This is a genomic window from Streptococcus porci DSM 23759, assembly GCF_000423765.1.
Lineage (GTDB): Bacteria > Bacillota > Bacilli > Lactobacillales > Streptococcaceae > Streptococcus > Streptococcus porci.
In genome coordinates, this window is record NZ_AUIP01000032.1 from 1 (window position 1) to 2,125 (window position 2,125).

The 2,125-nt window shown below is 49.5% G+C and carries 1 rRNA gene; it reads left to right on the top strand.

Annotation, left to right across the window (positions count from 1 at the left end):
* Positions 1 to 2,125: ribosomal RNA gene (locus G576_RS0109585) — 23S ribosomal RNA — on the top strand; the annotation flags it as partial.

Sequence of the window (2,125 nt, forward strand, 5' to 3'; positions counted from 1 at the left end):
TGTAGGACTGCAATGTGGACTTAAAGATTATAGAAGAAGACTTTGGGAAGAGTCGCCAAAGAGAGTAAGAGCCTCGTATTCGAAATAGTCTTTATACCTAGCAGTATCCTGAGTACGGCGAGACACGCGAAATCTCGTCGGAATCTGGGAGGACCATCTCCCAACCCTAAATACTCTCTAGTGACCGATAGTGAACCAGTACCGTGAGGGAAAGGTGAAAAGCACCCCGGGAGGGGAGTGAAATAGAACCTGAAACCGTGTGCCTACAAGAAGTTCGAGCCCGTTAATGGGTGAGAGCGTGCCTTTTGTAGAATGAACCGGCGAGTTACGTTATGATGCGAGGTTAAGTTGAAGAGACGGAGCCGTAGGGAAACCGAGTCTTAATAGGGCGGATTAGTATTATGATGTAGACCCGAAACCATGTGACCTACCCATGAGCAGGTTGAAGGTGCGGTAAGACGCACTGGAGGACCGAACCAGGGCACGTTAAAAAGTGCTTGGATGACTTGTGGGTAGCGGAGAAATTCCAAACGAACTTGGAGATAGCTGGTTCTCTCCGAAATAGCTTTAGGGCTAGCGTCGACATTAAGAATCATGGAGGTAGAGCACTGTTTGGGTGAGGGGTCCATCTCGGATTACCAATCTCAGATAAACTCCGAATGCCATTGATTTATGGTCGGCAGTCAGACTGCGAGTGCTAAGATCCGTAGTCGAAAGGGAAACAGCCCAGACCACCAGCTAAGGTCCCAAAATATATGTTAAGTGGAAAAGGATGTGGGGTTGCACAGACAACTAGGATGTTAGCTTAGAAGCAGCTATTCATTCAAAGAGTGCGTAATAGCTCACTAGTCGAGTGACCCTGCGCCGAAAATGTACCGGGGCTAAAACATATTACCGAAGCTGTGGATACCTATTATAGGTATGGTAGGAGAGCGTTCTATGTGTGGTGAAGGTGTACCGTGAGGAGCGCTGGAACGCATAGAAGTGAGAATGCCGGTATGAGTAGCGAAAGACAGGTGAGAATCCTGTCCACCGTAAGACTAAGGTTTCCAGGGGAAGGCTCGTCCGCCCTGGGTTAGTCGGGACCTAAGGAGAGACCGAAAGGTGTATCCGATGGCCAACAGGTTGATATTCCTGTACTAGTGTATATAGTGATGGAGGGACGCAGTAGGCTAACTAAAGCGGGCGAATGGAAGAGCCCGTCTAAGCAGTGAGGTGTGGTATGAGTCAAATGCTTATACCTATAACATTGAGCTGTGATGGGGAGCGAAGTTTAGTAGCGAAGTTAGTGACGTCACACTGCCAAGAAAAGCTTCTAGCGTTTAAGTATACACTACCCGTACCGCAAACCGACACAGGTAGTCGAGGCGAGTAGCCTCAGGTGATCGAGAGAACTCTCGTTAAGGAACTCGGCAAAATGGCCCCGTAACTTCGGGAGAAGGGGCGCTGACATAAGGTCAGCCGCAGTGAATAGGCCCAAGCAACTGTTTATCAAAAACACAGCTCTCTGCTAAATCGTAAGATGATGTATAGGGGGTGACGCCTGCCCGGTGCTGGAAGGTTAAGAGGAGGGTTTAGCGTAAGCGAAGATCTGAATTGAAGCCCCAGTAAACGGCGGCCGTAACTATAACGGTCCTAAGGTAGCGAAATTCCTTGTCGGGTAAGTTCCGACCCGCACGAAAGGCGTAATGATTTGGGCACTGTCTCAACGAGAGACTCGGTGAAATTTTAGTACCTGTGAAGATGCAGGTTACCCGCGACAGGACGGAAAGACCCCATGGAGCTTTACTGCAGTTTGATATTGAGTATCTGTACCACATGTACAGGATAGGTAGGAGCCTATGAAGTCGGGACGCCAGTTTCGACAGAGGCGTTGTTGGGATACTACCCTTGTGTTATGGCTACTCTAACCCGGATAGGTTATCCCTATCGGAGACAGTGTCTGACGGGCAGTTTGACTGGGGCGGTCGCCTCCTAAAAGGTAACGGAGGCGCCCAAAGGTTCCCTCAGATTGGTTGGAAATCAATCGCAGAGTGTAAAGGTATAAGGGAGCTTGACTGCGAGAGCAACAACTCGAGCAGGGACGAAAGTCGGGCTTAGTGATCCGGTGGTTCCGTATGGAAGG